General features: G+C 59.0%; 24 protein-coding genes and 1 tRNA gene. 16 read left to right on the top strand and 9 right to left on the bottom strand.

All coding sequences use genetic code 11. The annotated features are described in order from the left end of the window. The first annotated feature begins 227 nt into the window (after nucleotides 1–227). The 6 genes from ACSZOQ_RS03805 (at nucleotide 228) to ACSZOQ_RS03830 (ending at nucleotide 4,243) form a co-directional block, all read left to right on the top strand. A complete protein-coding gene (locus ACSZOQ_RS03805; RefSeq protein ID WP_439924703.1) occupies nucleotides 228–611 on the top strand; it encodes a phasin in 384 nt (127 codons plus the stop codon). 262 nt (nucleotides 612–873) lie between these two features. Next, on the top strand, nucleotides 874–1,287 hold the full coding sequence (locus tag ACSZOQ_RS03810) for a phasin (protein ID WP_439924704.1): 414 nt from the start codon (nucleotides 874–876) through the stop codon (nucleotides 1,285–1,287). Nucleotides 1,288–1,547: 260 nt separating this feature from the next. Beyond that, nucleotides 1,548–1,624 (top strand) — tRNA-His (locus tag ACSZOQ_RS03815). A gap of 311 nt (nucleotides 1,625–1,935) precedes the next feature. Further along, nucleotides 1,936–2,256, top strand: a complete 321-nt coding sequence (locus tag ACSZOQ_RS03820; protein WP_439924705.1) for a helix-turn-helix transcriptional regulator — start codon at nucleotides 1,936–1,938, stop codon at nucleotides 2,254–2,256. Beyond that, nucleotides 2,253–3,593, top strand: coding sequence for a hypothetical protein (locus ACSZOQ_RS03825; protein ID WP_439924706.1), 1,341 nt, complete (start codon nucleotides 2,253–2,255; stop codon nucleotides 3,591–3,593). The genes ACSZOQ_RS03820 and ACSZOQ_RS03825 overlap by 4 nt, the downstream gene beginning before the upstream one ends. Before the next feature lie 335 nt (nucleotides 3,594–3,928). Further along, a complete protein-coding gene (locus ACSZOQ_RS03830; RefSeq protein ID WP_439924707.1) occupies nucleotides 3,929–4,243 on the top strand; it encodes a hypothetical protein in 315 nt (104 codons plus the stop codon). 191 nt (nucleotides 4,244–4,434) lie between these two features. Here ACSZOQ_RS03830 and ACSZOQ_RS03835 read toward each other — a convergent pair whose 3' ends face one another. After that, the gene (locus tag ACSZOQ_RS03835; protein WP_439924708.1) at nucleotides 4,435–4,602 is read right to left on the bottom strand and encodes a Flp family type IVb pilin; all 168 of its coding nucleotides are present in this window, start codon (nucleotides 4,600–4,602) and stop codon (nucleotides 4,435–4,437) included. 534 nt (nucleotides 4,603–5,136) lie between these two features. Between ACSZOQ_RS03835 and ACSZOQ_RS03840 the strand changes: the two genes are divergently transcribed. Continuing rightward, nucleotides 5,137–6,396 carry a topoisomerase DNA-binding C4 zinc finger domain-containing protein gene (locus ACSZOQ_RS03840; protein ID WP_439924709.1) on the top strand — a complete coding sequence of 420 codons (1,260 nt, stop codon included), beginning with the start codon at nucleotides 5,137–5,139 and terminating at the stop codon, nucleotides 6,394–6,396. Between the two features lie 119 nt (nucleotides 6,397–6,515). Here ACSZOQ_RS03840 and ACSZOQ_RS03845 read toward each other — a convergent pair whose 3' ends face one another. Continuing rightward, nucleotides 6,516–7,223, bottom strand: a complete 708-nt coding sequence (locus tag ACSZOQ_RS03845; RefSeq protein WP_439924710.1) for a methyltransferase family protein — start codon at nucleotides 7,221–7,223, stop codon at nucleotides 6,516–6,518. A gap of 179 nt (nucleotides 7,224–7,402) precedes the next feature. Further along, nucleotides 7,403–8,011: a hypothetical protein gene (locus ACSZOQ_RS03850; protein WP_439924711.1), complete on the bottom strand. Its 609-nt coding sequence runs from the start codon at nucleotides 8,009–8,011 to the stop codon at nucleotides 7,403–7,405. 271 nt (nucleotides 8,012–8,282) lie between these two features. On the opposite strand from ACSZOQ_RS03850, the gene ACSZOQ_RS03855 reads away from it, so the two are divergent. Further along, nucleotides 8,283–8,495: a hypothetical protein gene (locus ACSZOQ_RS03855; protein WP_439924712.1), complete on the top strand. Its 213-nt coding sequence runs from the start codon at nucleotides 8,283–8,285 to the stop codon at nucleotides 8,493–8,495. A 577-nt stretch (nucleotides 8,496–9,072) separates the two neighbouring features. On the opposite strand, the gene ACSZOQ_RS03860 is transcribed toward ACSZOQ_RS03855, so the two are convergent. Continuing rightward, nucleotides 9,073–9,555 (bottom strand): hypothetical protein, encoded by a 483-nt coding sequence (locus ACSZOQ_RS03860; protein WP_439924713.1) that lies wholly within the window; start codon nucleotides 9,553–9,555, stop codon nucleotides 9,073–9,075. A gap of 106 nt (nucleotides 9,556–9,661) precedes the next feature. After that, entirely contained in the window at nucleotides 9,662–9,886 is a 225-nt protein-coding gene (locus ACSZOQ_RS03865; protein ID WP_439924714.1) for a hypothetical protein, read from the bottom strand. A gap of 460 nt (nucleotides 9,887–10,346) precedes the next feature. Between ACSZOQ_RS03865 and ACSZOQ_RS03870 the strand changes: the two genes are divergently transcribed. Beyond that, nucleotides 10,347–10,505: a hypothetical protein gene (locus tag ACSZOQ_RS03870; RefSeq protein WP_439924715.1), complete on the top strand. Its 159-nt coding sequence runs from the start codon at nucleotides 10,347–10,349 to the stop codon at nucleotides 10,503–10,505. Nucleotides 10,506–10,587: 82 nt separating this feature from the next. Here the strand turns inward: ACSZOQ_RS03870 and ACSZOQ_RS03875 are convergent, their stop codons facing one another. From ACSZOQ_RS03875 to ACSZOQ_RS03885, 3 genes are all read right to left on the bottom strand, one after another. Then, complete coding sequence (locus ACSZOQ_RS03875; RefSeq protein WP_439924716.1) at nucleotides 10,588–10,758, bottom strand: hypothetical protein; 171 nt, start codon at nucleotides 10,756–10,758, stop codon at nucleotides 10,588–10,590. After that, nucleotides 10,758–12,236, bottom strand: coding sequence for a tyrosine-type recombinase/integrase (locus ACSZOQ_RS03880; RefSeq protein WP_439924717.1), 1,479 nt, complete (start codon nucleotides 12,234–12,236; stop codon nucleotides 10,758–10,760). The genes ACSZOQ_RS03875 and ACSZOQ_RS03880 overlap by 1 nt, the downstream gene beginning before the upstream one ends. Before the next feature lie 708 nt (nucleotides 12,237–12,944). Further along, entirely contained in the window at nucleotides 12,945–13,190 is a 246-nt protein-coding gene (locus ACSZOQ_RS03885) for a CsbD family protein (RefSeq protein ID WP_439924718.1), read from the bottom strand. Nucleotides 13,191–13,359: 169 nt separating this feature from the next. On the opposite strand from ACSZOQ_RS03885, the gene ACSZOQ_RS03890 reads away from it, so the two are divergent. Next, nucleotides 13,360–14,058 (top strand): hypothetical protein, encoded by a 699-nt coding sequence (locus tag ACSZOQ_RS03890; RefSeq protein WP_439924719.1) that lies wholly within the window; start codon nucleotides 13,360–13,362, stop codon nucleotides 14,056–14,058. A 354-nt stretch (nucleotides 14,059–14,412) separates the two neighbouring features. On the opposite strand, the gene ACSZOQ_RS03895 is transcribed toward ACSZOQ_RS03890, so the two are convergent. Beyond that, complete coding sequence (locus ACSZOQ_RS03895; protein ID WP_439924720.1) at nucleotides 14,413–15,282, bottom strand: N-acetylmuramoyl-L-alanine amidase; 870 nt, start codon at nucleotides 15,280–15,282, stop codon at nucleotides 14,413–14,415. A gap of 299 nt (nucleotides 15,283–15,581) precedes the next feature. Between ACSZOQ_RS03895 and rsmH the strand changes: the two genes are divergently transcribed. The 6 genes from rsmH to mraY all read left to right on the top strand — a co-directional run bounded on the left by rsmH (nucleotide 15,582) and on the right by mraY (nucleotide 23,098). Continuing rightward, the gene (rsmH, locus tag ACSZOQ_RS03900; RefSeq protein WP_439924721.1) at nucleotides 15,582–16,757 is read left to right on the top strand and encodes a 16S rRNA (cytosine(1402)-N(4))-methyltransferase RsmH; all 1,176 of its coding nucleotides are present in this window, start codon (nucleotides 15,582–15,584) and stop codon (nucleotides 16,755–16,757) included. A gap of 3 nt (nucleotides 16,758–16,760) precedes the next feature. After that, nucleotides 16,761–17,141 carry a cell division protein FtsL gene (gene ftsL, locus ACSZOQ_RS03905; protein ID WP_439924722.1) on the top strand — a complete coding sequence of 127 codons (381 nt, stop codon included), beginning with the start codon at nucleotides 16,761–16,763 and terminating at the stop codon, nucleotides 17,139–17,141. Continuing rightward, a complete protein-coding gene (locus ACSZOQ_RS03910; protein ID WP_439924723.1) occupies nucleotides 17,138–18,895 on the top strand; it encodes a peptidoglycan D,D-transpeptidase FtsI family protein in 1,758 nt (585 codons plus the stop codon). The genes ftsL and ACSZOQ_RS03910 overlap by 4 nt, the downstream gene beginning before the upstream one ends. Before the next feature lie 191 nt (nucleotides 18,896–19,086). Beyond that, nucleotides 19,087–20,544: a UDP-N-acetylmuramoyl-L-alanyl-D-glutamate--2,6-diaminopimelate ligase gene (locus tag ACSZOQ_RS03915; protein WP_439924724.1), complete on the top strand. Its 1,458-nt coding sequence runs from the start codon at nucleotides 19,087–19,089 to the stop codon at nucleotides 20,542–20,544. After that, nucleotides 20,541–21,980 carry a UDP-N-acetylmuramoylalanyl-D-glutamyl-2,6-diaminopimelate--D-alanyl-D-alanine ligase gene (locus tag ACSZOQ_RS03920; protein ID WP_439924725.1) on the top strand — a complete coding sequence of 480 codons (1,440 nt, stop codon included), beginning with the start codon at nucleotides 20,541–20,543 and terminating at the stop codon, nucleotides 21,978–21,980. Before ACSZOQ_RS03915 ends, ACSZOQ_RS03920 begins: the two co-directional genes overlap by 4 nt. Nucleotides 21,981–21,991: 11 nt before the next feature. Next, nucleotides 21,992–23,098, top strand: coding sequence for a phospho-N-acetylmuramoyl-pentapeptide-transferase (gene mraY, locus ACSZOQ_RS03925; RefSeq protein WP_439924726.1), 1,107 nt, complete (start codon nucleotides 21,992–21,994; stop codon nucleotides 23,096–23,098). Nucleotides 23,099–23,102: the final 4 nt, after the last annotated feature.

The raw sequence follows: 23,102 nt of genomic DNA on the forward strand, positions 1-23,102 counted from the left end.
CAGGTACGATATTCCTAACAGTTCGTTAGTATCGCGTCCGGCCCGGCTGAGGTCCACGGCTCGTACTCCGTAATCCCCGCTAAAGCCCGGATAACCTTAATTTGGTGGGCGGTCGTGGACCTCCGCGGCCTGTGGCACGTTGAGGTGTTGCAAAAGGAAACCACAGGTCCACGATAGGAAGCCGTGAAAGGAACCAGCGCGAGGGCATGCAACAGGGAGTGGCAACCATGAGCGATGAATGGCGTGAGCGTTTCGAGATTCCGAATGACATGCGGTCGATGGCCGAAGCCGGTTTCGAGCAGGCGCGCAAGGCTTTCGAGAGTTTTCTCAGTGGAGCCCAGCAGACCGTCAGTTCGATCGAGGGGCGCAACGAGGCGGTTCGCAGCAGCGTTCGGGACATCAGCAGCAAGGCGATTTCCTTCGCCCAGCAGAACATGATCGCATCGCTGGACTACGCCGAGAAGCTCCTCCGCGCCACGGATCTCCCCGAGGTAATGCGGCTGCACACCGAATATGTGCAGAGTCAGATGAAGGCGCTGACCGAGCAGGCCAGCGAAATAGGGCAAAGCATGGGCCAGGCCGCCATGGAAGCAGCAAAGCCCAAAAGCTGAAGCCGCGCCACGGACGAAACCGAGCGTTTCGAGATTCCCTTCGAGCCGCCCTTTCGAATCTCAAGAAAGACGTTTGCAACGCAATAATATATTGCATTGCACAAAATTGTCATGATATACGTATAGGAGATGCCTGCCGGAGACTTGGGTCGAAGATCCCAGGATTCGGACATCCGTGATCCGCTCCGACGATCCAGCCGTATTCCAGGCGAATGGCCGTGCGGGGTCACACCGGTTTCACCCGTTGCAAAGGACATATGCCATGGCCAACACGACCGATCCGTTCGAATTCCCTGAGCAGGTGCGTGCATTCGCCGAAAAAGGCGTCTCGCAGGCCCGCGACAACTACGCGAAATTCAAGGAAGCCGCGCAGAGCGGCAACGGCACCATTGAGGCCGTGTTCAACGCTGCCAGCAAGGGCGCGCACGCCTATTCCGCCAAGGTGCTCGACTTCGGTCAGGCCAACACCAACGCCGGATTCGATTTTCTGCAGGAGTTGGTCGGTGTGAAGTCGCTGTCCGATGCGACTGAAGTATGGAGCACCCATACCCGCAAACAGGTCGAGATATTTGCAACTCAGGCTAGGGAGCTGGCCGAACTGACCCAGAAGATCGCGACTGACACCGCCGCGCCGATCAGGACCGGCGCGTCGAAGCTGTTCCGGCCGGCAGCCTGATCGAACGGATCGTTCGCGACCCGCGACAAACCCGGACCGGTCGGTCCGGGTTTTGCTGTTTCGGCGTCGTCTGTGCTGGATCCGGTGCGCCGAACGCCCTCGATTCTGTGCAGGAGCCGAGCCGAGGGTCACGGGTTTTGGCGGGGATGACTTGAGCGGCCGGCTTCGCGATAACGGGTCGCTGCGGCCTTGCCAAAGCAGGGCGTTGCACCTAGTTTCCGCCCCGTTCGTAGCCCCGTTTTTCCGGGTGCGAGCAGGATGCAGTTGTAGCTCAGTTGGTTAGAGCGCCTGTCTGTGGAACAGGAGGTCGGTGGTTCGAGCCCACCCAACTGTACCACCTAGAAACCCCTTAAAAATCGGCATAACTTGCATTTTGTGGTTTGCGGACAAAACTGTCCGTGCCGACTTATGTAAAGTTTATGGAAGGACAGGGTGGCAGGGGTTAGGACCTGTTGCCCAGCGTAACTGTCCGCATTGGGCCGGTTGCAAGTGCTGGCAGATCGACTAAATTTAGGGCGCTCGGCCGCTCTGGGCTTTGGACAAGCCGCCACGGTTAGACGAGCACTCAGGTCGCGGCGGCGACGGCAAACGCACCAACAAGGCTGATCTCTCCCATCAGCCGCAGTCCTGTAAAAGGACGGTGTGCGCATGCCTAAAATTAAGCCTCAATCTAAATCGGTTTCGCGTGGGCCTGATCGTGCTTCACGCGCCCCTCCAAACGAGAACAACGCGGACCGCGCTACGCGACAAACGGCGGCCGGTTGGCACGATCCCAATCCGTTTAAATTTTATCGTGTAAATCGGCTCGCCGAACTCTTCGGCGTCCGTCGCGAAACCATTTGGCGTTGGGAAAAAAACGGTCTGCTGCCGAGGTTCAAGCAAATCGGCAGCCTTCGCGGGCTGACCGAGGAGCAGGTCGCACAGGTTTTTGAGCAGCGGCACGTCGCCTCACCCGGAGGTGACGCATGACCGCAAGCTCTGGAAAGCCCCTCTTTTTTGCCCTGCCTCGCGACGTGCTGCGTCGACCCCCAATTTGTTCGGCGCAGCGACCGCTCAAAGGCCGATGGACGCCATTCGATATGGCGATTGCGGGCGGAATCTTGGCCGAAGCGCGCCTTCAAGTCGATCAAGAGAACAGACGACGAGCGCTCGAAGCCGGAGCCGATGCGATGAAGCGTGAACGCGAATTACACGACAAGTTTCTCGCGGGCTGGCGCGAAGTGAATCGCAATCGCCGTCGCAAGAAACGGCTCGAAGGTGCCAATAATCTCCTTTCGGAGAACGAAGACGACGAGCTACTCGAGCTTCTTTCCGACGAGCAAAAGACGAGAGCGCCAACACGACAGCACGTTTTTCCGAAGGCAATAAAAAGCCTCTACGAGTTGGAGGGCAGTAAGCACAACGACCCTCGCACACCGTTGCCGCTCGCGAAGGTCGTGAAATGGACGGGCGAGCACGGCTACAAGAAAGCGTTGCGCGATCTCAGGCGCGCGGCTCCGCCCGACGAGATCATTCTAATCTTGAGCATAACTGGTTTGTTGGCCAGCGCCAGCGTATCGCGCAATTCGTCGAATCGCGAAGCCTTGCCAGACGCCTTGCGCGCGCTCGCGAAGGCCGTTCTGGTAGGCGATCAAAAAAAGTCTGCACTGTTGGCTGGCTGGGAAGAATTGTCCTCTGGCGAGCTTCAACTGCGGGTTTGCGGAGAGTGGCTTGCGCCGCCGTTTGCGCTTGTGCCGAGCGTTCTGCCGCTAAAATCAGCGCCTGCGCTCGCGCTGTTCATGTTTTGCAGGGGCGTTGTCTCCGCCGGTCGGAATCGCAGAGCGATAAACGTGAGGTTCTTGACGAAATTGATCGGGCTTGATCCCGAGAAGCCGCATTGGAAACGCGGCCTCTCTCGCGCTATCAACGGAGTAAATGACTTTCTTGCCTCGCTTGCCGTCTCTCGCGAAATGGATCGGCGTCTAGGCAGGTCGGCAGCATCGCTGCCAATGCGGTACGCTGTCGAAGAAATCGACGGCATGCAAATTCGATTCCAAGCAGTGCCGAGAACGTATGATGATAATCCGGCAGAGAGCAAGCCTTCGATCACAAGGCGGAAGAAGCGCATAGCGCGCCCACGCCCGATCACAGCACGAAGAAGCGTTGAGGCAATCGAGGATCAGAATCACGAGACTACTCGCGACAAGCTAAAACGCGCGCTCGCAGAGCAAGACATGCGTGAACAAGAAATGCGTGAAAGCAAGCGGCGCGACTTGCCAGCTCCTCTCAGCGATTTGAAACGCGCCTTTGCCCGCCTACGAGAGTAAATCGAAATGTGCGCTCTGCTGGCCAGAAAACTGTCCGAGTGTGCGCTCTGCTGGATTCCACGTGCGCTCTGCTGGCCAACGAGTGCGCTCTGCTGGCCACAAAATCAACGCAAGTTATTGATCTAACGAGAGTAATTGGCCTCTATATGAAATAGATTATAAGAAACAGATTCATAGCGAAACAAATTCATAGAGAAAAAGAAAAAATCAGAAGAGTACGCGAGGCGGACTTCTTTGTTTTTTTCTTCTTTGTTTGGCTTGGGACAACTTCGATTCGGATTCGGTTGAGAAACATTCAACCTCGACTCGACGGAAAAAATAAAACGGAGGGAAGCATGAAAACCAAAAACCGGGATCGTGATCGTTTCACCTACAAACCTCGCACTCCGGAATCGCGTGAGCCTCGCAAGGCTAACACAACGCAGTCTCGTGAATCTCATACACCTCGCACAGCAACGCAGTCTCGCGATACACAAAAACGAGCGTTGCTGCTTGACGGGCTCGTCGAACAGATCAAAACCGGCTCAAGCCTCGCACGCCTTTATGCCGGATTGCTCGCGACCACTTTGCTCGACGAGGAGGAGCAAAGTTCACAACGCCGCAAATCCAAAACCCGCTCGCGGGGAAACGTCCGCGCAGAGGACTCGTGACAACCAAACTCGACGAGCTTGTTGATATTTGCGTTGGCTTCCACGACCAAAGCGGCGGTCATGGAAGCGGCTGCAAAATCCGCCTCATCAGGATTCCGATGTTGTCGCCGCGCTCTGTTTGAACGGCTGAAACGTAAAACCCCGGCCGCGAGGAGCCGGGGTTTTAACACTTCAAACTCGTTTTGAGCTTATTATTGAGGAAGGGCGTCTGAAACCTTTTTGAAGGTTCCAGCGACATTGGTTCCGACCAGCTGAACAGCTGTGATGATCGCAACGGCGATACCAGCCGCGATGAGTCCGTACTCGATCGCAGTGGCACCCGACTCATCCTTCACAAAACGTGCAACAAGATTCTTCATTGGGGTAGGCTCCAAGGTTGATAGTCTCGGGTCACCATAGCCGGGACCTCGCGGAGAACCCTAAAGCCAAGCAGTTGCGCCGTCGTTAATTCGATCAGTGAAAGTACAGGTGACCGTTGCGTTCGCGGGAAAACGGTAAATTTCGCCTAAACTCGTGCGGGGAAAAAAGCGACTCGGGTAGGCGCTGAGAACACCTAGCCCGAGTCTTGGCCTCGAGATCACACAGGGAAATTCAGCCACAACCCCGAGACCTGTCCCGATGTTATCGAGGCTTTCTTTAAGAGTCGGTTTCGAAACTCGCACTGTGGCGGCGAAATCGGTCCTACGATTGCGGACCATAAAACCGGATGGCAACGCCGGTCTGAACTTCGACGGCTCGAAGACGGGCCGGTGAACTGTCAATCGGCGCCGAAGTTTGACCCCGTATCGGCATGGGTCGGGGCTCTTGGTGAACTGGAATCCGCACTGCGGGTTTGCAGTCGCAATAAACTCCATCGTTATGCCCGGAACGCCAAGGAGTGCCCGTGGTGCCGGATGGAGAGCGAATATGGGCGTCCTCTGTTTCTGGATACGGACCTCTCCAACGTCCACGTGCCGAATGGTCGTTTAGACCCGGCCGCAGGGTTTATCCTGGATATTCCTGCGCTCCTATCTGCAATCAACGGCGTCGCGATCCCACCTTACATATCCGTCCCAGTTCCGCAGGTTCCGGGCGCCACCACGCCAAGTCAGGCCGCGATTGAAGCTCTTTCCAAAAAGAGGTTTGCTCCGCTCACCAAAATTGCCGGGATCGGCATCATGTTGGGTGCGGCTTACGCGCTCGCTTCCGGCGTTCCGGGACTCGTCTCCTTGGGCATTGCAGGCTTTGGTGGCTGGCTTGTGTTCCGATCTCCATCCCTGGCGGACGGCTTCCACTCTGAACACAGGGAGTACGCAAGCGCGTTATCGTCGCATGTCGAGCAGCTTCAACGGTCCTCTCCGATTGAACGGGTACTCCGAAAGAAGGCGGAAGCGCTGGATGCTATTGATGAGTTCAAGCAACTCGCATCGGCCTTTGGGAATATCCGCAACGACTATGAGAAACACAGGCGAGAGAAACAGCTAGACGATCACCTCTCACAATTCACGATCCGCGGCGCACGCATCCCCAAGGTCAATTCAAGCGACATTGCACAACTGGCGTCCTATGGATTCACCACCGCGTTCGATGCCAAGCGGCGCGATGTGCAACAGGTTCACGGCATCGGACCGGTCAAAGCTCCCACCATCGCTGCATGGATTCGGCGGGTAGAAGCAAAATTCCAATTCCATAGCGCCCATACGCCGGAAGATAAGCGCAACATTCAGAAGGCGCAGAACGAGATCATCACGAAGCAGCAGGGTCTCGAGGAGCGTCTCAAGAAACTGGTCGGGGAGTTTCGTCAGGAAGCTCAGGGATTTGAACGGTGGAAGACAAGCAACGATCCTGAACTGGCCAGGCTGACCCGGCAATTGGCTCAGGCAGAGGCAGACCTGTCGCATGTCGGATGTCCGGTACCATCGCGCCCTAACGTCGTCCCTCTGACTGTGCCACCTGTTTCAACCTTCCAGCGTGGCGGACGGCCATCGAACTTTGGAACAACATTTACTTCCGGGACACAGGCGCCGCCCGCGCCAGCACAGCCGCATGCAGTCTCTTGTCCGCGCTGTGGCAATCCGATGGTACGGCGGACCGCGCGTCGAGGCTCCAACGCAGGTAGGCCATTTTGGGGATGTTCACGCTATCCAAGATGCACCGGGACCCGGCCAATCTAGGGGCATTTCATCGTGGGTATGTCCCGCTAGAGCGGAAGGTGTGTGTGCGATAGCATAAGGGAATCCGGGCATTCGAGACGCAAAAGAGGTCCTTCATAGCCGCTTCAATGAACCAACTCCTAAAAAACTCCGGGCAATAGCCGGTAGCGAACGTGCGCCGCAAAATCGCGATACTGTTGATCCTGACATAAGATGCGCTCTTCACGTAAAATTCGGACGATTTGAAGTGCGAGCGCGCTTGCATAGAGGATTGCGTTTAATAGGGACGGTATCGCCAGTAGCAGCCCGACATGTGTGATGGTGTATCCGGCATAAATTGGATGACGAATGAAGCGATAAGGTCCGCTTACCTTCACGCCTCGATTCGCAGCGACTATTCCAAAACTGAAACCCAGGATTAGTTTTCCCGAAAGCTGAAGAAACATCCCTGAGATGACGATTGCAAAGCAAAGAGAGGGCGCGATCAATGGGTTTTCAAGCGCCGGTACAATAAGCAGGGGTGCGGACGTTCCCGCCAGGCCGAATAGCCAGTCTGACGGCCTTTCCGAGAGCGTCATTGAGGGGCGGCGTATCAGAATAAGGAGAAACGGAATCGTTTCAGAGATGACAAGCAACGTCCTAGTGAAGTCGGGCAAGCCTGCGAAGCTAAGTAGAACAACGTATACGAAATGACTAAATAACGCAGCGATAAAGAGACGCTCGGCCAAATCAAGCATGATCGCTTTTTTCGACAGAACCGATGGAGCGTCAGTGTTAGCCGGGACGCGGCACCAACGCGCCAGAAACGATTGCCGTGAGGCGCTTTGGTCGACCAGGTGGATCGTCATTGGGTACCTGCGGCCAGCCTGTATCGCCGCACCCGACCGGGTACGCCATTGAAGCACCTTGGACCAATGATTCTAACGTGCAGTTAATGGGCTCTCGGCAAGTTTCTGGTTCTTCGCCTGAGCTAAAAATTAAGGCTGTTTATTTTGCAAACCGCATCGATAAATCTCCAGCCGACGGGCTATCTTCCTGCTGGTCGTCTTCCAAACTTGAACATATCAACTGGCTCCTGAAGCTTCGGCAAGCCCTTCGGTCGATCTGGATAAATGAACTCTTCGCCGCGAAGCCATCGCCCGTCGAAGCGGTCCCAAAATTGAATCGCGTCTAGCTGAACTGCGAACTCGTAAACGCACCATGTACCGTCGCGTTGAATGCGTTCGCCGGTCCCGTCAAACGGGATGCTATTCATTTTGCAAACCGCTTCGATGAATCCCCAATGCGCGCGAATGTAGCCGTCTTCAAGCGCGACATGATACGGCCGCGAGCTTCGCCACCGGTATTGTCCACTGCCGCGTTGGTGAAAGTCCTTCCGCTGCATCAAGAACTCGGGCAACCGGGCGATGCCGTTGGCAATGCGCCGCGCCTCATCGGATGTCAGATGGTTATGCGCGAAGCCGATGCCTTGAAGATCGTCGCGGAACGGCACGTATGCGAGCGGCACGCCCTTGGCGTCACTGATTACGAACGGTCCCGCCCCATCCCGGAAGACTTGCCAGGGCGGGGGAAAACGTCGTTTAGGACCGCTTGACTCCATCAGAACAAAATAAGAACATGTATCGTGCCCGGTCAAGACGGAATAGCGGCATGAAGACCGAACGACGGCCCGATCAAGCGGAAGAAATGAACGCGACTTCGGTCGCCTGCCGTTGCGTGATCGGAGGATCATTCAACGGGCTGGATGGGTTGCAGCCCTGCGCTACCCGGATCGCCTGTACGGCTGAACGCCACAGCGCCAGCCCATCACCGTTATCCCGAATAGGTATTAAATCTTCCGTGCCTCACGCCGCGCCGGGTGATCGTGTTTGCCTGGATCGTGGCCGGTCATTTCAGGTGACCGCATAATGGTCGATGTAACTTATCACGTGGCACTCCCGTTCGGCATGGGCGAAGACGGTCCTGAGCCGCGCGAAGCGGTTGAATGCACGAGCGCAAGCGCAGCCATCATGCGCGCCGAAAGGCTCGCGCGGACTGAGGGACATATCGGCGGCGAGTTCGGGGACGCTGTTTTGTTGAAGGTATTCGGTGAAGTGCCAAGCGATCTATCGTCGCTCTGAGGGCGCAAATCTACAGACGCTCGAACATGAGGAAGAGGCTTGGGTGTGCGCCGCCTTGCTGAACGGCTTGAAGCGCACCGCCGTTCGGGAACCTCGCCAATGGCCTTGCTCAGCCTCGAACCTACACCCGCGCTGACCATGGCGGCAGCCGAGTGAAATGGGAACCGGGAACTCGGTATTCCGGATTCCAGCCCGGTTCGGGCGAAGTTCCATTGGAATCGGGAGGAGCGTCCACCTCCTGACCGGGGAAGGCGCTTAAATCGCCCGACGATGGCTCGACAGAGATTCTTGTCGGTTTCCAGTACCTTAGCGCGGTTGGCTCTCAAAACGCATGGACGGGCTTCTGTCGCCAAAACAGGGGAATCGAGGATCGGAGGGTTCCATTCGGTGCCATTTATGGAACTTTGCCACCATGGACGCGAGGGAATTTGAGATTGAACGCGCGTGGCAAGCGCATGATGCCGCGCGTTTTTCTGTTCCAGTCTTTATCTTGCGGCAACCTCATTTGAGACGCAGTTCAGACGTGCCGCAGCAATGCCGATCTCGCCGCACAACGAGGCACCGGTACCGAGACCGATCAGCAACTGCGGCTTATCGAACGCCCAGTACCAGTGCACCGGAGTTTGCTATCTACCATTCTGTTGAAGGTGTCGATCGTAGGTTCGATATGAACACAAAACAAAGCCCCGTTTTCCATGCCCTTGAGTCGCTTCTGCTCCATCCGCGTCCAGAGCGCGTAATCGTAATCAGATGCATTCTCGGAGAGGGCGGTCGCAAAGCTCAGCGTGGTCTTGTCCAGCGGATGGCATTTGTCATTATAGGCCAAAAGGTCGACGACAACGATGGCTTGTTCGTCTGAGCCCATGTCGTCCATGGCATCGATCATCGCCGCGATTCTTTTGTGATCGATTGTGTCGTCTTGTGCATCCGGTGCGGCGGTAGTCGCGCTGGTATCGCCACTCTGTTGGGTGGTCGCGCTCGCGGCCGTGGTGGTGGGCGGCGCTTCATTTCCCGGAATGAGGATTATAAGGAGACCAAAAAACACAAGAGACAAAACCAAAGTGAGAGTAGTAACAGCGGACCTGTTTTTTCTTACTACGTCGGGTGTTATCTGAGTCATGAGTTTCAAGCTTTTTGGCGGTCATGCTCGAACCCTTTCTAGCATCTTAAAGCGCCCCCATGAAGTCCTTGTCGCCCCACACAACGATCACAGGACCAACCAGAAAGTCCAGACCGGCTAGAGCGCGTCCCTGATGCATCAGGGAGTACTCCCATTGCTCGGTGGCGTCCTGATTGTAGGGCAGGCTTTTCAGCTTGCCTTCTTCGTCACAGAACGCCACGCCATCATGGACGAGCCTCCCCTCATGTTCGACGTGACGGAAGTAGGGCACCGTCTCCAGCATCCCGTTGTTGATCCCCATTTTGAGAAAGTCGAGAAGCCCACTTGTCTTTCGTCGTCTTGAATGTTGTTTTCATGCCTGTGCTTCCCTCTCTTCGAACGTGGCTATCACGAGCAAGGTTGGGGCCGGATCAAACGCCTTTGCCTCGCGCTGCAAACCCGGAAGACACGGTTATGGTTCGCATTTGGAAATGGGGCGGCTTTGTCGCTGCTGAATGAGGAAGAAGGATCGGCGCGACGCTACAAAAGTTCTAAAGATATATCCTTGATATTTCTTTTGAGGGGTGTAGTGTTTGCTTATAGCGAGGGTCGCGAGTTCCTCCCCTCGCTGTAGACTGAGGGATTTCAATCCCAGCGATCCGGCACTCGACGCTCATGAGGGTGCCGGATCGCTTCCTCTCTTTGCATTCAAGCCACCGGCCGGTCCGTAGAGGGCCGAGAAGGGATTTCCAATGAATACCGTCGAGCAAGATCGAATAAATACCAAAGACTCTGCCATCGATCAGGCGAATCCACGTTCCGGTGCCAGCCTCGTGCCAATGCTTGTGGCCGGGGTTGTTCTGACTTTTGGAGGTATGATTGCCGCTCTTGTTTTTACTTCGGTAACTTAGGACAGCAAACCTCGCCTTGCTTCAACCGTGACAGCCCGGCAACGACGAGAAAGAGCATTGGAGGTTACCAGTCGAAGTTCGCCTAACGCTGCTTAGAATCTTTCGGTTTGGTCGCGGGCACGTTGACTCCAACGATGCCAAACACCGTTCCAAGTGCTTCGGCTGTCTTGTCCACGCAATTCGGGGGAAGCTTGTCGGGTAGCGGCTTCGACTTGGTGTTGCTGTTTGGCGTCGGCTCTTTGCTCTTTGTCATTACCGTTCTTCCTCTTGGCGTCGCAACGGCACCACATTGTCTTTGGGTGGATTGACGATCCGGTCGACGAAATCGGCCAGTTTTGCGAAAGCCTCGCGTTTCTCAGACAGGTAAGTATAGCGGTTATAGATTTTCTCTACCCCCGGCTGGATGTGACCAAGACAGAGTTCGGCCACCCTGTCGTCAACGCCGATGCGCGCCATAAGCGTGCGCGCCGTCCGGCGCAGATCGCGGTGCTGCCACGGATCAAACGTCACCTGTTCGGGATCGTCGCCGCGTTGTTTGGCCCACTGACGCAGCGAGGCCAGTATTTTCCTGTCTAGCCTCGCTTTGTATTTGCTCCAGCCCTTTAGCGGACCGGTGCCGGTAGTGGTGAAAACGAAGTCTTCCGCCTTGCCTCTATCGACGTCGGGGATCGGCACGCCAGCGATGATTTCGCGCGCCAGTGGTGGCAACGGCACGGCGGACACTTGCTTATTCTTGGGATCGTTGGGACGCGCGGCGTCCCAGACGTGCCCGATGTCCTGATCTTCGATCCACTGGCCCGCCTCCATGTGCCCTTGGATGCGAATGTGATCCTTCAAGTCGCAACGGCGCATGTTGCCGACCTTGCGGAAGCGCTGCGCCATGAGGAGCGCGGACTGGACCGCTGCACCATAGGCACCCATGTCCTCGCACGCGATCCACATGGCGCGAATCTCGTCGTCGGTGAGAACACGTTCGCGGTCGGCCGGTCGCCATTCCTTTGTCTTGCGGCTTTTGACGATAGGCGAGCGGAACGCGTCAGTGCCATATTCATCCACGTACCAATTGAACAGGCTTTGTAATTGCGTCCGGGTTGCCCGCGCCATTGCTGGCGTGCCTAGCCTCACACTCTTGCCCTGCTTGTCGATGCTCTTGATTTGTCCGCACGCGATCTTGGTCAGCAAAGCCTTGACGTCGGTCTTGGTGATGTCCTCGGTCTTCTTGTCGGCCCATTCCGGTAGAACGTAACAATGCAGAATCCGCACAGCCTCGGCGTAGGTGCGGGTGGTCTTGAGATGATCCGAGATGAACAGATCAACGGTTTCCTTGAATCCGTCAGTCTTGAGCTTCGGCTTTCGCGGGTCGCTGCCCTGTCGGGCTTGACTGCGGATGTTTGCTGCTGCGGCGCGCACGTCCTCGATGTTGAAGGTAGGGAAAGCATCAGGATACCGACCTAGCGATACATATCGTGGTTTGCCGGGGTGATCCGTCAAATAATACGCCACGCGAAAGGTGAGGGTGGCCTGTCGCTTGTGCTTGGGTCCGCGCGAGACCAGCACACACAAACCGTCCTGCTTGGTGTCCCAGATCGCTTTTTGACGTTGCGGACGCCCGTTCCGCAGTAGTTCGTCGAGTCGGGCTTTGGTGAACTCGATCTTCTCAGCAGCGCTGCGGGAGATACCCGGCGTGCCGTCCTCGCCTGTTACGGCTGCCTGCGCGGCGCTTTTTACCACGTCCGACCCTCCGCCCTTTATGGAAGGATTATGTAAAGTCAGACCCTATATAGGCGCAACAGGCTGCAACACCAAGCAACAGGCAACCCATTGTCATGGCTTTATTTTCGGACGAAATGCAACCGAGATCAACAGAGAATAACTAGGCGGGACCTTGCTGTGGAACAGGAGATCGGTGGTTCGAGCCCACCCAACTGTACCAACGAGATCAGCCCACTTCCCGCATTTCAAATCAGAACATCGTGCGAACGTGCGACACTAAATTTTGTCGCACGCGCGACTTTTGCTCGCGATCCGTGCTTGCGTCCCGCGCATGGGCATCAACACGACAGGGCAATGGCCGTTCTAGATCGCGGTGGTGGTGGACGGCCAGGCCGCGCCGGATCTCGCCGGCGTCATCATCTGTCGCGGCGTGTGATCGCGCTGACCGGGCTACAGATTCCCGGCGCGTTCAGGCGCGCCACTGTCGTCTTTTCATGAAAGTGAAATAGCTAGATGGCTCACACTTGCCATCGCTGCCGGAGATAACAGCACATGCTAACGCTGCTGGGCCAACTGCGGACATTCCCGGCGAGATCGAATTCACGATGACGCAGCCGAACGCAGGCTAGCGCGTATTCCGCAAAAAGCGGTGATCGGTTTTGCGATCATAATACGCGCTAGTTATTTGATGAGAGCAATTTCTTACGGCCTAGCTGGAAACGATCTCTAATACCCCATCCAGCGGGGCGGTTCGTTTGATGTGTCGGGCCACGCCTGCGCCTTCGTATACCAGGCGTCAACTTCCTTTTTTGCGTAGTCGTTCCCATAACCGTAGCGTTGCTGCAGCTTCTTTTCGAGCTGCTCACGGTTGCCGGAGATTTCCCAGAGATCGTCGAAAGTGAACTTGCCCCACTGATCTCTGACCTTGTACTTAACCTGATCCCAATTTTGTTCGATCCGGTTCCAGTCCATTGCTAACCCTCCTTCATCGTTTCGAGATGGAGACTAACCAGAGGATGATCGAACTTTGTTCCGATTTTGCTAGATGTCTAATGGTCGCACCCGGGGGGCAACTCCGGTTCCGCAGCTTTGTCTGCGGAATAGGCGATTGCTGGATCGCCATATCAGGAGGCAGTGCATAGTGCAGAAAACTGGAAGCGGAAAACACAAGACGTCCTTTCCGGATCCCGACGCAACCGAGTTCACTCACGACCTGGAGGAATACAGCTCCCCTGATCTTCCCGAGCGGTTGAGCAATCCCATGCGGGTTGACCTGGGATTGCTGGCGCGGATTGACGCCGCCAGAAGCGCCGGAGGGCCCATTGGCCAACACTCGGTCTGGTCGCGATGGTACGCCTCGCAGGTTGAGGAATTGCGTGCCCGATGGATGGAATTGTTCGACTTTTACAAGATCACAGCGCGATCGTCAGAGGATGCGTGGATGCAACTGGCGACCGCCCTGGCGCGAGACTTTGTTCCGGGCCTTCTGGTGGAGAATGTTTTTCCGACCCAAGATCTTCTGATGGAACAGGCACGGCTTTTCACCCTGATCACAGAAGTATCGGAAGCCATGCTCGCACGGCGCGGTGAGGCGAATGGGGACCACGTGTCGGAACCAATGGTTCTCGAACAGGACTTTTTCAACGAGCATCCTTGGAACGCCGAGCTGTTTGGAAAGAAGCCGGACAGTATCGATGCACTGACAGCAAGGTTCTCGCGGGAGAAGGAGCGTTTCGCCAGATTGCTGATCGAGCAATATTGGTCAAAGGCGGCGATTATATCCTTCTTTGCCGACTCCGGTCTTGAAGTGCCCAAATTCGTTGCGGACCTGCCGGCATAGCAGCACTTGTCGCAACGGCGCTCGACCAGATCGGGGAGTACCCTTGGGACGGTTCAACTGATTGAGGGTTGAGCTTGTCGGGCGCCGCTGCCGTTTCCATAACGGCCGACGTTCCTGCGTAAAATCACACACGCCGGGAACGGGTTAGACAAAACGCGTGCCGATGCGTTGGTACCGCAGCCTGAAACCGGCAAAAGAGGCTACGTCCATCGTCCCCGTAGCGGCCGGTTGTCACCCGGCGCGTGCCACTGACAACGAGCCGGACTATACGACAGCTTCGCCGGCTTTTCCATCGCTGTGACATCGGAGCGGGCACAACTTCCATCAAAACGCGAACCGCTCAGCGATAAGCCTTTAGCTGGTCTTTCGTGATGCCGCGTTGGCCGGGGCCGGCAGGCTCTCGAGCAGGGCTTGCAAGGTCTTCAAGGTCGATTGATCGGCCAGACCGTCGACACGTTCGGGCCGGAAGTGACGCTGAAAGGCCGTAACCACTTCCGCGGTCATGTTGTCGAATGTCCCGCTGGCCTTGATGCCGTAGCCGTATCGCGCCAGCGACTGCTGGAGCGTGCGGACATCGTCGCCCTCGCTGCCGGTCTTCATCACGTCGCCCTGTATGATCGGCGCTGGCTGGACCCAGTGTCCGACGCCGGAATCCGCCAGCGACTGCCATGGAAATTTTTCGCCGGGATCTTTTTTGCGTGCAGGTGCGACGTCGGAATGGCCGACAATGCGAGGAGCCGGGATATCGCGTCGAAGAATGATGCCGCGGCACAACGCGATGACGGCGGCGATCTGTCGGAGCGGAAAATCCGGATAGCCCCAGTCGTGGCCGCGGTTGACGATCTCGATCCCGATCGAACACGAGTTGATGTCTTCTTCGCCGGCCCATGAGGCGACGCCGGCGTGCCAGGCCCGCTTCGCCTCCTGGACGCATTGCACAACGCGACCGTCTTCGAGCACGACATAATGTGCGGACACGTCGGTTCCGGAGGTGCACAGCCGCGCCAGTGCGCCCTCGACGTCGGGCATCCCGGTGTAGTGCAGCACGATCATGTCCGGCTGTCGCCCCTTGGCGCGGTCGCCGAAGTTCATGGAGGGCACGGTGTCGGAAACGACCGATGAGTCCGGGACGAAGGTCGGCATTGCAGCGATGGCCTTGGGGATCGGGAGGGGGCGTCGACGCTTCGAATCAAAATCAGCAGACGCGAACGAACTTGATAACATGCAACGACCCAAAACAGGCAGGAGAGCGGCACGCGATCCACGCGCGTATCCCGATTTATCGACGACTCATCGGGATCACTATCCGGACGCGCGATCTGGCGGGCAATCGAAGCGTGACGTCCTTTCGCCTTTTCCCCGACTTTGGGAAGGCTGCATCACCCCGCAGCACATGGCGCGCGCGACAGCTCCATTCCTGTCAAAGCCATCAACCCTTTCTTAACGCTAACCGCCGTTACTCAGTGGTGAAGAGCCGAACCGGTTTCGGGGCGGCCGAGGTCACATTTGCGTTCGAAATCCCCATGGCAGCCCCTCAAATTCCATGCGGAAGCCCGGGTTTGCCAGTTCACCTTCTGGTAGGGGAGCGATTGGGGGTCGATCCGGGCGGCCTTGCTGTGGCGAACCGGCTTTTCGGACATTCGGGGCGGAATGGGCGCGCGCGTGTCGAGAGCGAGGTATCTGCGGGGGGGAACGGGACCATGACGGCTTCGCCGGTTCGTCATGTGCCCGTGCTCGGCCGCGAAGCCGTCGCGATGCTCGCGCCGCGTGCGGGCGGCATCTACGTCGATGCGACCTTCGGGGCCGGAGGCTATTCCCGCGCCATTCTTGCCGTTGCCGATGCCCGTGTGATCGGGATCGACCGTGACCGTACCGCCATTGCCGGCGGCTTCGGTTTGGTCGAGGAGTTCGGCGGGAGGCTGACGCTGGTCGAGGACCGTTTCTCCAATCTCGCTGCGGTCTGCGCGGCGGAAGGCGCAGACGCCGTCGATGGCATCGTCATGGATGTCGGGGTGTCGTCGATGCAGCTCGACGAGGCTGACCGCGGCTTCTCGTTTCGTCTTGATGGTCCGCTCGACATGCGCATGAGCGGGCAGGGGCCGACCGCTGCCGACGTGGTGGCGCGCGCCTCCGAGACCGATCTCGCCAATATCATCTATATCTTCGGCGAGGAGCGCCGCTCGCGCGCCGTGGCCCGCGCCATCGTTGCTGCACGGCGGGACGGACCGATCGCGACCACGCGGGCGCTGGCCGATATCGTCTCAAGGGTGGTCCGCGCCAAGCCGCACGAGATTCATCCGGCGACGCGAACGTTCCAGGCCTTGCGGATTTTCGTCAATGAGGAGCTTGACGAACTGATCGCGGCGCTGGCGGCGGCGGAACGCGTGCTGAAGCCAGGTGGCCGTCTCGCGGTGGTGTCCTTCCATTCGCTGGAAGACCGCATCGTCAAGAACTTCTTCGCCATGCGCGGCAAGGCTGGCGGCGGCTCGCGGCACTTGCCGGAAGTCGCGCACGCCGCCCCGAGCTTTGCGATTCTGACAAAACGTCCGGTGGTCGCGAGCGATGACGAGGTGCACGCTAATCCGCGTGCGCGTTCCGCAAAGCTGCGCGTCGGCGAACGGACCGGTGCGGCGGCGATCGGTGACGATGGCGAGTCTCCGGGCTGGCCCTCGCTCGCAAACGTGATGCGGGGAGGCTGATCGATGCGGATCATCCATTTCCTCGTAATCTGCGCGCTGGTCTATGCGGCATCGTATGTCTACCGCATCAAGATGGATTCGACGGCCCGCACAGAGCGCGTGTTACGGCTCCATGCGCAGGTCCGGGAGCAGCGCGAGGCGATCGCGGCCTTGCGTTCGGAATGGGCCAGGCTCGATGCGCCGAGGCGGCTGCAGGTTCTGGCCGAGCGGCATCTGAAACTGAAGCCGATCGAAGCCACGCAGTTCGACTCTCTGAAGAACCTGCCGGAGCGGCCGCCGAGCCTGGTGCCGCCCGGCACCTCCGATCCGATCGGCGCCATGATCGAGATCGTCGATCCCGATGTTGTCACCGGCTCACTTCCATCGCCGGAGGGCCCGCGATGACCGGCCAGAACATGCAACGTCGCGACAGCCGCACGCCGTCCGTGGCGTGGGGTCAGCGCATGATCCGCAACCTGCTTTACGGGCGTAACGTTGATCGCGCCGCCAAGGCGCGGGTTCGCGTTGGTCTCGTCATTATTCTATTCGGCCTGATCTATTCGGTGATAGCGGCACGCCTCGTCATGTTTGCTACGTTCCCGGACGACCGGGGAGGTCACCGCACCGCGTCGCAGGATGCAATCGCCACCGCGCGACCCGATATCATCGATCGAAATGGCCAGGTTCTTGCCACCGATGTCAAGGCGCCGAGCCTGTTTGGCGAGCCGCGCCGCATCATCGACAGGGACGAGGCAGTCGAACTGCTGACGGCGACGCTCCCCGACCTCGAGACTGCCGAAGTTCGCCAGCGTCTCGGCACCCGCAAGGGGTTCGTCTGGTTGAAGCGCGAGATCACCCCGTCGCAGCAGAAGGAAATCCATAATCTCGGAATTCCGGGCATCGGCTTCCTGCGCGAGAATAAGCGCGTCTATCCAAGTGGCAGTGAGGTGGCGCATCTGATCGGCCTGGTCAACATCGATAACCAGGGCATCGCCGGCATGGAGAAGTGGCTCGATAGCAACGGGCTCGCGGATCTGCATCGTGCCGGCTTCGCCACCGACCGCCTGCAGCAGCCGGTGGAACTGTCGATTGACCTGCGCGTCGAACACGCGCTGCGCGACGAACTGCTCAAGGCCAAGGAGCACTACCACGCCAAGGCCGCCTCGGGCCTCGTCTCCAACGTGCGGACCGGCGAGATCGTCGCAATGGTCTCGCTGCCGGACTTCGATCCGAACAACCCGAAGGAAGCGCACGATCCAGACCGCATCAACCGTTTGACCACGGGCGTCTACGAAATGGGATCGACCTTCAAGGCCTTCACGCTGGCAATGGCGCTCGATTCCGGCAAGTACGATCTGAATTCGATGTGGGATGCGCGTGCGCCGCTGCATTTCGGCCGCTTCACGATTCATGACGACCATCGGCTCGGCCGCTTCATCAACATGAAAGAGGTATTCACCTATTCATCCAATATCGGCGCGGCGCGGATCGCGCTTGCGCAAGGCGTCGAGGCGCATAAAGCGTTCCTGCGCAAGATGGGCCAGATGGATCGCCTGCGCACCGAACTGCCGGAAAGCGCCTCGCCGATCCTGCCGCGCAAGTGGGGCGAGTTGAACACCGTCACCATTGCTTTCGGTCATGGCATCGCGGTGGCACCGTTGCAGGCCGTGATGGGCATCGATGCGCTGGTCAATGGTGGTTACCTCATTCCGCCGACCTTCCTGAAGCGATCGGAAGCGGACGCCATGAAACTCGCCAAGCGAGTCATCAAGAAAGAAACCAGCGACAAAATGCGCTTCCTGTTGCGCCTGAACGCCGAGGTCGGCACCGCGAAGAAGGCCGATGTCAAAGGTTACTATGTCGGCGGCAAGACCGGCACCGCGGAGAAGGTGATCAACGGCCGCTACGCCAAGAAGCGCGTGCTCAACGCCTTCACCGCGATCCTGCCGGCGGATAATCCCCAATATCAGCTTCTGGTCATGCTGGACGAGCCACAGCCGCTCAAGGAAACCTTCGGCTTTATCACCTCCGGCTGGAACGCGGTGCCGACCGGCGGCAAGGTGATCGCGCGAATTGCGCCTCTTCTCGGCGTGCAGCCGCGGTTCGATCTGCCGCCGTCCGACCGCCTCATTCTTGCGGCATCCAGAGCGACGCAGTAGACATCGACTTTCTGGTGTCCCGTATCCGAAGTTTGCCTCATATTCAGCGCGCGCCGCAGCGAACTTCGGCTACAAAGGGACACCAGCAACTTTGATATTTGCCAGGGGTTCTTTGATTCTAACATTCGCAAGAGAACTCGCTGAAACAGGACGCGAATGTTAGAATCGAACCACTGGGCCGGCGGGAGAGTATGAAACTTCGCGAGCTTTTCGGCGACGATGCCGCCATGGACGCGCGGACAGGCGAGCTTGCCGTCACGGGCCTCGCCATGGACAGCCGCGAGGTGAAGCCGGGCAATCTTTTCTTCGCGCTCGTTGGTTCAAAGACCGATGGTGCGCGGTTCATCGATACGGCGATCGCGTCCGGCGCCGTTGCGGTCGTCGGTGAACATGGGTCCGGGGACGACCGTGTCCCGTTCATCGTAGTGTCGAATCCGCGCCGCGCGCTGGCGCTGGCGGCGGCGAAATTCTATCCGCGGCAGCCCGCGACCATCGCCGCCGTCACCGGCACCAGTGGCAAAACCTCGGTCGCGGCCTTCACGCGGCAGATCTGGCAGCGACTGGGATATTCGTCCGCCAGCATCGGCACCATCGGCGTGGTCACGCCGTCGCGTACGGTGTACGGCTCGGTGACGACGCCCGATCCGATCGCATTGCACCGCGAACTCGATCAGCTTGTGGACGAGGGCGTGACGCATCTCGCGCTGGAAGCGTCTTCCCATGGGCTCGATCAGTATCGCCTCGACGGCGTGCGCGTGCGCGCCGCGGGCTTCACCAATCTGTCGCGCGATCACATGGATTATCATCCGACCGTCGCGCACTATCTCGATACAAAACTGCGGCTGTTCCGGGAACTGGTCAACTCCGATGCCGTCGCCGTGATTTCCGCTGATCACGATTGTTCGGGCACGGTGATCGAGGCGGCGACCGCGCGCAACGTCCCGGTGATGCGTGTTGGCCGGCGCGGCGACGGCACGCATATCGGCATTCGTCTGGTCGGTGCGGCTATCGAGGGCTTTGCACAAAGAGTGACGCTCGAACACACGGGACGCCAGCGCGTCATACGTCTGCCCTTGGTCGGCGAATTCCAGATCGAGAATGCTTTGGTGTCGGCGGGCCTCGTCATCGGCACCGGTGGCGACGCGGATCAGGTATTTGCGGCGCTCGAGCATCTCGAAGGCGCCAAGGGGCGGCTTGAACTGGTCGGCGACCGCAACGGCGCGCCGGTTTTTGTTGATTACGCCCATAAGCCGGATGCGCTGGCGAAGGCGCTGCAGGCCTTGCGGCCTTATGCGAAGCGCAAGCTCGTGGTGGTGTTCGGCGCGGGTGGCGACCGCGATGTTGGCAAGCGCCCGCTGATGGGCGAGATCGCCGCTGAAAACGCGGATGTGGTCATCGTCACGGACGACAATCCGCGCAGCGAAAATCCGGCCACCATCCGCGCCGCGATCCTCGCCGCCGCCACAGACGCCCGCGAGATCGGCGATCGCACCGAGGCGATCCGGACCGCAATCGCAGGCTTGCAGCCGGGCGACGCATTGCTGATCGCCGGCAAGGGCCACGAGACCGGGCAGATCGTCGGCGATCGTGTGCTGCCGTTCAGCGATCACGAGGCGGCTATCGCCGCGCTGACATCGAGGGTGGCATGAGCGCGCAGCCGTTGTGGACTTTGGATGCGATGGCCGCCGCGATGCGCGCCGAACGGCGGGGGCAGTTGCCCGCGGCGATCACCGGCATCTCTATCGATAGCCGCACCATTGCGCCGGAAGAGGCTTATTTCGCGATCAAGGGTGACGTACATGACGGCCACGTTTTCGTCGACGCCGCCTTGAAAGCGGGTACGGCGCTGGCGGTTGTCGAGGCCGCGCAGCGCGACAAGTTCGCCGCCGATGCGCCCTTGCTGATCGTCGAGGATGTGCTTGCCGCCTTGTGCGATCTGGGACGGGCGTCGCGCGCGCGTCTCGCCGCGCAGGTGATCGCGGTGACAGGCTCAGTCGGCAAGACCTCGACCAAGGAGGCGCTGCGGAGCGTCCTCGGCGCGCAGGGCAAGACCCACGCCTCGGTTGCGTCTTTCAACAACCACTGGGGCGTGCCGCTGACGCTGGCGCGTTGCCCGGCGGACGTGCGTTTCGCGATCTTCGAGATCGGGATGAATCACGCTGGCGAAATCGAGCCGCTGGTGAAAATGGTGCGGCCGCATATCGCGATTATCACCACGGTCGAGCCGGTGCATCTAGAATTCTTTTCCGGCGTTGAGGCGATCGCCGACGCCAAGGCAGAAATTTTCGAAGGCGTCGAGCCGAACGGCGCCGTCGTGCTCAATCGTGATAACGCGCATTTCGCGCGACTGCAGAAGCGCGCCAGGAAGCTTGGCATCGCGAAGATCGTCTCGTTCGGGGCGGATGAGAAGGCCGACGCCCGCCTGCTTGACGTGGCGTTGCACCCGGCGTGCTCCGCTGTGCATGCCGAAATTCTCGGCCATGAGCTGACCTACAAGCTCGCCATGCCCGGCCGCCACATGGCGATGAATTCGCTGGCGGTGCTGGCGGCGGCCTCGCTGGCCGGCGCCGATCTCGCGCTTGCCGGTCTTGCGCTGTCGCAGGCGCAGCCGGCCGCGGGACGCGGTGTGCGCCATGTCCTGGCTGTGCCGAACGGCGAGGCGACACTGATCGATGAGAGCTACAACGCCAATCCGGCTTCGATGGCCGCGGCGCTCAGCGTGCTCGGCCAGGCTGGAGTCGGCACGCAGGGCCGCCGCATCGCTGTGCTGGGCGACATGCTGGAACTCGGCCCCAGGAGCGCCGATCTGCATCGCGGCCTGACCGAGGCGATCAATGCCAATGCCATCGACATGATATTTTGTTGCGGCCCCCTGATGCGCAACCTGTGGGACGCGCTTTCCTCCGGCAAGCGGGGCGGCTATGCAGAGGGATCGGCCGGGCTCGAATCGCAGGTGGTAGCGGCGATCCGCGCCGGCGACGTGATCATGGTCAAGGGCTCGCTCGGATCGCGAATGAAAGTGATTGTCACGGCGCTTGAAAAAAGATTTCCCGACAATGCCGCGCATGATGGGGTGGCGGTTTAGGGTTTCATGAAATGTTTTATTGGCTGATCGATCTTTCCAATACGGTTCCGGGGCTCAGCATTTTCAAGCCGCTCTTGAACGTCTTCCGCTACATCACCTTCCGGACCGGCGGTGCGATGGTGACGGGCGCATTGTTCGTGTTTCTGTTCGGCCCCTGGATCATCGACAATCTTCGCCTGCGCCAGGGCAAGGGACAGCCGATCCGCGCCGACGGGCCGCAGTCGCACCTCGTCAGCAAGAAGGGCACGCCGACTATGGGCGGCCTGATGATTCTGTCGGGACTTGTCGTCTCGACCGTGCTGTGGGCCAATCCGCTCAATCCCTATGTCTGGATCGTGCTCGCGGTGACGCTCGGTTTCGGCTTCATCGGATTCTATGACGACTATTTGAAAGTGACGAAGCAGACTCATGCCGGATTCGCCGGACGGACCCGCCTGCTGCTCGAACTCCTGATCGCGCTGGCCGCCTGCTATGCGCTGACCCGTCTTGGCCGCGAGCCGTTTTCGACCGCGCTGGTGATCCCGTTCTTCAAGGACGTCGTGGTGGACCTCGGCTGGTTCTTCCTTGCCTTCGGCGCCTTCATCATTGTCGGCGCTGGCAACGCGGTGAACCTCACCGACGGTCTTGACGGTCTCGCCATCGTGCCGGTCATGATCGCCTCCGCGAGTTTCGGCATGATCGCCTACCTCGCCGGCAACGCCGTGTTCGCCGATTATCTCCAGATCAACTACATCGCCGGCACTGGCGAACTGGCAGTGCTGTGCGGCGCGGTGCTCGGGGCGGGCCTCGGCTTTCTCTGGTTCAACGCACCACCGGCCTCGATCTTCATGGGAGATACCGGTTCGCTGGCGCTCGGCGGCATGCTCGGCTCGATCGCGGTCGCGGTGAAGCATGAGATCGTGCTGGCCGTCATTGGTGGCCTGTTCGTGCTGGAAGCGGTGTCGGTCATCGTGCAGGTGGCGTCGTTCAAGCTCACGGGAAAGCGTATCTTCAAGATGGCGCCGATCCACCACCACTTCGAACAGCTTGGCTGGACCGAGCCGCAGATCGTGATCCGGTTCTGGATCATCTCGGTGATGCTGGCGCTGGCGGGTCTCTCTACGCTGAAGCTGCGGTGATAAC

It is taken from the genome of Nitrobacter sp. JJSN, assembly GCF_051912485.1.
Lineage (GTDB): Bacteria > Pseudomonadota > Alphaproteobacteria > Rhizobiales > Xanthobacteraceae > Nitrobacter.